General features: G+C 44.3%; 6 protein-coding genes. 2 read left to right on the top strand and 4 right to left on the bottom strand.

Going from position 1 to position 7,382, the window contains the following annotated elements; all coding sequences use genetic code 11:
• The 4 genes from PX636_RS13640 to PX636_RS13625 all read right to left on the bottom strand — a co-directional run.
• The coding region (locus PX636_RS13640; RefSeq protein ID WP_288117585.1) for a dihydrolipoyl dehydrogenase family protein at positions 1–1,272 on the bottom strand (1,272 nt) is incomplete at its 3' end.
• A gap of 418 nt (positions 1,273–1,690) precedes the next feature.
• Positions 1,691–2,326, bottom strand: coding sequence for a bifunctional phosphoribosyl-AMP cyclohydrolase/phosphoribosyl-ATP diphosphatase HisIE (hisIE, locus tag PX636_RS13635; RefSeq protein ID WP_004162874.1), 636 nt, complete (start codon positions 2,324–2,326; stop codon positions 1,691–1,693).
• Between the two features lie 163 nt (positions 2,327–2,489).
• Positions 2,490–3,371 (bottom strand): glycosyltransferase family 2 protein, encoded by an 882-nt coding sequence (locus tag PX636_RS13630; RefSeq protein WP_004162872.1) that lies wholly within the window; start codon positions 3,369–3,371, stop codon positions 2,490–2,492.
• A gap of 251 nt (positions 3,372–3,622) precedes the next feature.
• The gene (locus PX636_RS13625) at positions 3,623–4,279 is read right to left on the bottom strand and encodes a PEP-CTERM sorting domain-containing protein (RefSeq protein ID WP_288117584.1); all 657 of its coding nucleotides are present in this window, start codon (positions 4,277–4,279) and stop codon (positions 3,623–3,625) included.
• Positions 4,280–5,367: 1,088 nt separating this feature from the next.
• Here PX636_RS13625 and PX636_RS13620 point away from each other — a divergent pair.
• Together PX636_RS13620 and PX636_RS13615 are read left to right on the top strand one after the other, a co-directional pair.
• Complete coding sequence (locus PX636_RS13620; protein ID WP_288117583.1) at positions 5,368–5,979, top strand: IS607 family transposase; 612 nt, start codon at positions 5,368–5,370, stop codon at positions 5,977–5,979.
• Positions 5,980–6,261: 282 nt separating this feature from the next.
• Positions 6,262–7,278: a thiamine phosphate synthase gene (locus tag PX636_RS13615; RefSeq protein WP_288117582.1), complete on the top strand. Its 1,017-nt coding sequence runs from the start codon at positions 6,262–6,264 to the stop codon at positions 7,276–7,278.
• Positions 7,279–7,382 lie beyond the last annotated feature (104 nt).

The following is a 7,382-nucleotide window of genomic DNA, read 5'->3' as shown; positions in this document are numbered from 1 at the left end:
GGATTGTATGGTTAAATTTTCTTGTAAAGCTAAACTGATAATACTAATCATTTCCTCTGCTTGATTACCGACTATTTGCGCTCCCAGTATTTTACCATCTTGTCGGTAGATTAATTGACAAAATCCCGTGGTTTCCCCCCAGATTTGCTGTGGGACCATATTTTTAATTGGATAGTTGATCATCTTTACCTCCTCACCATAGCTGTCCTGAGCTGCTTTTCCAGTTAAACCCACCCAAGCAATAGCAGGATCGAAAGCAATAAATGAGGGAATTTGCTCGGGATTAAAGTTAAATTTTTCTCCCGTGAGCAGATGCTTGACTAACCCAAAAGCAGCCCGGTGATTTAAAGTAGGATCGGGATAATTATTTCTGAGCAAATTTAGGGCATAAATGCGGGAATTATCGGTTTGTAATTGCTGATTAACCCTAATTAATCTCTCCTCTAGTTTAACTCCCACCCCGGCCAAATTTAATCCCTGTTCATTGACTTGATAATTACCGGCAAAAATGAGATCATCAACTTCGATAACACGATTGCCTAATTGTAACCATTTTTGACCCTCGATCGCTTTCACTTGACTAGGACAATAGCCGGGTAAAATCTTAATTCCTTCCGCTTCTAAAATGGCAGTAACTAAATGGGAGATTTCCCAATCAATATCCGGCAGTAGATAATTATCCTCGATAATTAAGCTAATTTCTTTCCCCAAACGTCGGAGAATTTGTGCTAAACTCACAGCCATGCTGCTGTTGCCAATAATCGCTAAATGTTGTCCCAACTTGTCTAAATTTGGCTCTTGCCAAAGGGTTTGAGCGGTAAAATAATTAACCTCATCTAAGCCGAAAATTTTCGGGACTTGCAGATAAAAACCAGTAGCGATCAGATAGTGTTTAGCCAACAATTGCCGACCGTTAACTACGAATCCTAAATGGGGCAACCGGACAAATTCCCCCCCACCCAGGATCACATCTATTCCTTCCGTGGCTAATCTCGCTAAAGAATGATGTTTATTAATAGTTTTATCCACTTCCTCTAACCATTGCCGCAACCGTTGCCATTGGGGATAAATGGCCGTTTCTTGCCAATGATTCAGCAGTTTATAGAGATGGATAATTTGGCTGTAGCCCTTGCTAAAAATGTCCTCAGATGCCTCTAAATTGCCGCTATAAGGCTGTTGCACTAAGGCCACCCTTTTTTTGAGGTGAACAGCCAACAAAGCCGCTTCTATCCCCGCAGGAGTGGCACCAATAATTACTAAGTCGTAAACCACAAATATAAAGTAAAAAGTCAAAAGTCAAAAAAGGTGTTGGGGGTTTTGGGGTGTTAGGGTGTTAGGGTTTAAGGGTTTTAGTTGAAATTCCCCCACTTCCCCACTTCCCCCCGCAACGCGCACGAAGTGGTCTCCCCATTTCCCCATTCCCCCACACCCCACACCCTACACCCTACACCCTACACCCTCTTTCAAGTCAGGAGTCAGGAATCAGGAGACAGTATTCAGGAATCGGAAACTTAACACTTAAGTAGGGAGGCACAATTATTTGTAGGATGGGTTAGCGGTAGCGTAACATAATCGGGCGTTGGGTTTCATGCTTCAACCCAACCTACGTTCATCTTATATTTAATTCCACCCACCCACTTAAAACTCAAATCTGATAACTGATAACTGATAACTGATTACTGATAACTGATTACCGGCGCCGGTCTTGCAGTTTTTTATAGACATCTCGCAGGGGGACTTGATGATAGGCGAGGGCGACGAGGGTATGATAAAAAAGATCGGCCACTTCTGAGGCAATAGCATCGCCATCATTATCTTTGCAGGCCATGACCACTTCTGCCGATTCTTCGCCGATTTTCTTGAGAATTTTGTTATCTCCTCCGGCCAAAAGTTTACAGGTGTAGGATTCCGGATGAGGATCGTCTCTGCGATCGCAAATTACCTTAAACAATTCCGAGAGGGTGTCGGCCGCTGGCGGTGATTTTTGCCAATTTACCTGGTGAAAACAGCTTCTTTCGCCGGTATGACAGGCGATATCACCGATTTGCTCAATAGTCAGTAAGATAGCATCACTATCGCAATCGTAGCGAATTTGACGCACCTTTTGGATATGGCCAGAAGTAGCACCCTTGTGCCATAATTCTTGACGAGAACGACTCCAATACCACGCTTCCCCAGTGGTGAGGGTTTTTTCGAGGGATTCCCGATTCATCCAGGCCATCATTAACACTGTAGCATCAAGATAGTCTTGAGCGATCGCTGGTACTAAACCCTGGGGATTATAAGCGATCGCGTCGAGGGGAATAGCGGAGAGTAAAGAGGACATCAGTTTTTCGCAGTCAAGAATTATGCTGGGATAAATTACCCAAAGCTTAATTATATAGCCTTGAGGAATTCCCCTAAATGGCCGCAGAAAATTACATTAACCGTGAGTGAGGAAAGTTTACATTTCTTAAGATAGACAAGAAAATTTCCGTCCGACCAGTTAATTAACAACAATCTGATGTCACCTCGATCGCTTGTTCCGATTCAACGATAATCTGATCATTAACGGTAAAATTCCCAGTTTTGATTTCTTCAGCTTTCAAAAGAATTAAATACTCATAAAAAGCCTGTAATGTACACCAAGCAAAACCGGCTTTTCCGTCCCGGATTCCCCCTAAAATAAAGTACATATACAACCAACGCAAGAGGGGACGACAGGGTAAACGCAGGGATAAATCTTTTAAAGCGCGTCTTCTGGCCACTTCGTTATCACCAAAGAATAAATCCCACCATTTCACCGCACCATTTTCCAATTGAGAGAGAGTTTCTCTTGCTTCATCGCTAGAATAACGATTGTGTTTTTCTATCCAGCGACTTAAACCTTTACTACAGGTGTAATGGGGATAGGTTTCTTGGAGAAAACCGGTTGCTCCCAGACAAACTTCTCTTTCCGTGTGACCATAATCGGAAAACCAGACCTGTCCTTTTTTCAATAAACGCAATTGATAGCGGGGATACTGGGTACTGTGACGAATCCATGTTCCCATAAACATCACTCTTTCGGCCGCATAATAACCCACATTATCTGGGGATTTTATTACCTGTAAACATTCTCGGAATAACTCCGGGGTCATCCGTTCATCGGCTTCTAAAATATACACCCATTCGTGTTTAGTGGGAATGGAACGTAACATCCAGCTGCGTTGTTCTCCGTGACTTTCAAAAGCGTGTTGGATGACACGGACGGGATAACGTTGGGCAATTTCTACAGTGCGATCGTTACTAAAGGAATCCACCACAATAATATCATCAGACAGTTGTGCCGATTCAATGCAGGCGGCGATATCGATTTCTTCGTTATGGGTAAGGATGTAGATAGAGAACATGGGCGATTTTTATAGGGTGATGGAGGTTGCGGGTTGGGGGTTGGGGTGTTGGGGTAGTGGGGAATTTAGGTGAAATTTCCCCATCTCCCTATTTCCCCATCTCCCTATTTCCCTATCCCCTATCCCCTATTCGCGTTAGAATCAATACTTACAGGGAAAGCTAAAAGCTAGAAAACCAAACAGGGCATCTAACCTTTAGCTATTCTTGTTCAACGTCACAGTTATCAATGTGTACAAGACATTGGTAACTGTTATTTTTGTTTCTTGAAGCGGGAAACCATTCCTAAACCACCCACTGCCAGAAGTCCGAGGATAGTACCCGGTTCGGGAACGGTTGTTTGGTGGAAAGAATTTTGCAATTGGAATAGACCTTGAGTGGAGGCATCAGGATTAGATAGGGTATTTGTGACGGTCAACAGTGTCTGGGGGACGATAGGGATGAAACCGCTAGAAGGGACCTGTGAGCCGTTAGTTGAAACTAAGGAGAGCCCAGGTATCTCACCAAATGTCTCGGTTACAGTCCCGTAGTTGGATGATACGGTTGAATCCAGGTCAACCCCGACAATAGACTTGTTGGGGTCAGTCACCTCGATTGTATATGTGAAAGACCCGGAACTTATATTGGCATCAGGGGAAGCCAGAGTCGTGGCATCGTATATGAAATAATAATCACCGCCCATCTCCATCAGCTCAACATCATCCAGAGCGTTGGCCCCAAAGCCATTTTCCGAGACGAACGTAACTTTTTTGTCCCCGACCTGAAGAGCAGTTCCGCTCGTCCATTGCCCCCAAGTTGACATCACGCTGGCGGCACTCGCACTGGTAGCGGTAAGCACCGCGCCGGCGAGAACCCCGATGGCTAGGGAGCCAGAAGCAAAAGTTTTGGTTAATTTGTTGGTTGTCATCATAACTGAATTATCCAGCGTTAATTGTGTGTACTATAGCCATCAAAAGAAGTTAAGCAAGCGTTAAGCTCGCTGATAACTTTTTGTGTGACCTGACATAATTGTAGCGAAACTTTTCAAAAAAAACAGGTGTTTTAGAATAGGGTGAGCGCATCTCAAACGCTATTGACCATTGACCAATTTTGTCATCCGCTTGCTGTGTGGGCATTTCAAGTGATACCAGTCAATTAAAATAGTTAGGAACTCTTAACATTTGGTCGATTTTTGCTTAACAATTGAGATGGCAAATTCTCCTCAAATATTCCTGAATCACCCTCTGGGTAAGCAACTCACATAAATAAAGTTCATTTTGTTAACGATTGTTAAGATGCGCTTCGCTTACCCTGTGTTTTAGAAAACTTTTTTTCGGCAATATTTATATATTTTTGTCCAATTTACAGCAGTTTTCCCCGAACATAACTACCCAAAACTTGACAAATATACCCAAGCTTTTTGGTGAAAGTTGGACAAATAAACAGGCTCTACTTAAAAAAAATCTCTCCAGTCTTTACAAAACTTAATCAAGAGAGGTACAATGTATAAAACTTAACAGTTTTGACAGTCAAAACTGGAGTTCGATGGCAATCAACTCCCTAACGGGGAAAACGGGGGGAAGGCAATTCATCCCTACGGTAACTTCCTTTTGCTCCTACAAAAATGTCACCCCAAAACCCCCGGACAAACTCAGGTTTTAGAAAGACCAAAAATACCGTTTAATATCTCTATCTAAAGAGGTATGACTAATTTTCCTAAATCATCTATAGTCACCAGTGTGGGGCAATGGCAGTATAAAAGTGGACAACTGACTGTCTAAAGTTGGACGATTCTCTCTCGATCAATTTCTTTAATTAAAACTGGGTTAAGTTAAGTAGTCGGACATAAATTCTGTTGTCTATCTTAAGAAATGTAAATTGCCGCAATTCTTACTGACTCCTGACTTAAAAGTGGCAAGTGGCAAGTGGGGAGAATACACAAAAGCTGTCTCCTGTCTCCTGTCTCCTAGCCCCACCAACAAACTTTTTGCCGCAAACCCTACTTAACAGCTTATATATATGAATACCCTCATCACTATTCGAGAAGCTTCCGATTTACTCGGAGTTAGCATTAAAACCCTCCGGCGCTGGGAACAACAGGGTAAAATTGTCTCAATTCGTACCCGCGGCGGTCATCGCCGATTTCGACCGGAAGATCTCTTACAATCTGGTCAAGCAACCCCATTGATTATTGGCTATGCTCGTGTTAATCGACCTGAACAAAAACCCCAATTAGACACCCAGATAAAAGCGTTAGAAGAATTTTGCCATCAGCAGGGTCAACCCTTTGAAATTCTCACCGATATCGGCAACGGGGTCAGCTACAATCGCCCTAATTTTATGCGTCTAGTGGAGATGATTTGTCACGGTGAGGTGAAATGTCTAGTTTTAACCCATGCGGAAAGTGTGAGTCTCTTTTGTCATGATTTTATTTTGGGTTTGTGCCGTCTCTTCAAAATCCAAGTCATTATCCTCAATCAACCCCAGGAATCCATTGCAGCTGAGGATTTAGTGGACGATCTGCAAGCCCTCGTCACCATCTGTTACGATCATCTCTACCCACTACATAACCCGGCTCATCAGCAATTACTAGAATACCTAGGGGCGCTTAAGGATGTCCGTGTGGCTTAAAATTATCCTTGGCCTGGGTTTCTCCTCCCTCTTTGTTGGCTGTCTGATGCCGCCTCTACTGTTCCCCGAACCAGGGCCAAGAATAGTAATATTTGAGATGATAAAGAGAATATGATCCCCCCTTGCCCTAGGGTTGATTCAAGGTAGGGTTGATTCATGAATCAACCCTACCCCTTGCCCCCCTTAAAAAAGGGGGGAAAACCAGGAAAGTTCCCTTTTCCAAGCTGGATTGAGGGGGATCAAATTGGCTGACGGCTATATTGACATCCACATTAACGGCAAATGAAACTAGAAACCACGGCGATTAAACGGATTCTCGATGCTAACCTTGACCGCGCCAGAGAAGGACTGCGAATTATCGAAGAATGGTGTCGTTTTGGCTTAGATAATCCCGATTTAGCCCAAGAATGTAAAGAAATGCGCCATCAATTAGCTAGTTGGCACTCGATCGATCTTAAACTACATCGGGACACGGCCGGCGATATCGGCAGGGATTTAAGCCATCCGAGGGAAGAAATCCGGGAGACTGTCGAGGGACTGCTGCAGGCCAATCTCGCTCGCGTACAGGAGGCTTTTAGGGTTTTAGAAGAATACGGTAAACTCTATGATCTGGAGCTAGGGATAGCCTGTAAACAGCTGCGCTATCGGGTTTATCAGCTAGAGAGTAAACTATTAATCTCTCCACCCCTGGAAAAACTGAAAGCATCTCCCCTCTATCTAGTCACTTCTCCCGCCGAAAATCTGCTAGAAATCGTCGAATTAGCCCTAAAAGGGGGTTTAAAATTGGTGCAGTACCGCCATAAAACCGCCGCTGATACCATTCGTTTAGAAGAGGCCGCTAAACTGTGTGAGTTATGCCACCGTTACGATGCTTTATTTATTATGAACGATCGCGTCGATATTGCTCAGGCCATTCATGCCGATGGTGTTCATCTCGGTCAACAGGATGTACCGATTTCCCTAGCGCGGCAATTTCTCGGTCCTGGGGCAATTATCGGCCGGTCCACCACTAATCCCCAAGAGATGGCCAAAGCAATCCAAGAAAAGGCCGATTATGTGGGAGTCGGGCCGGTTTATGCCACCCCCACCAAAGCAGGAAAAACCCCGGCAGGATTGGAATATGTCCGTTATGCGCGGGAAAATTGCCCTTTACCCTGGTTTGCGATCGGTGGTATTGATAGTAGTAACATTAAAGAGGTTTTAGAGGCAGGAGCGCAACAGGTAGCTGTAGTCCGGGCCATCATGGAAGCGCAGCATCCCGAGGTCATCACCCAACAATTATTAACCCAATTAAAGTAGGGAAGTGGGAAGTGGGAAGTGGGGTGTAGGGTGTAGGGTGTGGGGTGTAGGGTGTGGGGTGTAGGGTGTGGGGTGTAGGGTGTGGGGTGTAGGGTGTGGGGTGT

Origin of the sequence: Microcystis sp. M53598_WE2 (assembly GCF_030067735.1) — a bacterium.
Lineage (GTDB): Bacteria > Cyanobacteriota > Cyanobacteriia > Cyanobacteriales > Microcystaceae > Microcystis > Microcystis aeruginosa.
This window is presented reverse-complemented; position numbering and strand designations above follow the sequence as displayed.

Coding starts and splice junctions, on each gene's coding strand:
- hisIE (WP_004162874.1), bottom strand. CDS start 2,326: ATGTCCTCTTTACTCTCCGCTATTCCCCTCGACGCGATCGCTTATAAT.
- PX636_RS13630 (WP_004162872.1), bottom strand. CDS start 3,371: ATGTTCTCTATCTACATCCTTACCCATAACGAAGAAATCGATATCGCC.
- PX636_RS13625 (WP_288117584.1), bottom strand. CDS start 4,279: ATGATGACAACCAACAAATTAACCAAAACTTTTGCTTCTGGCTCCCTA.
- PX636_RS13620 (WP_288117583.1), top strand. CDS start 5,368: ATGAATACCCTCATCACTATTCGAGAAGCTTCCGATTTACTCGGAGTT.
- PX636_RS13615 (WP_288117582.1), top strand. CDS start 6,262: ATGAAACTAGAAACCACGGCGATTAAACGGATTCTCGATGCTAACCTT.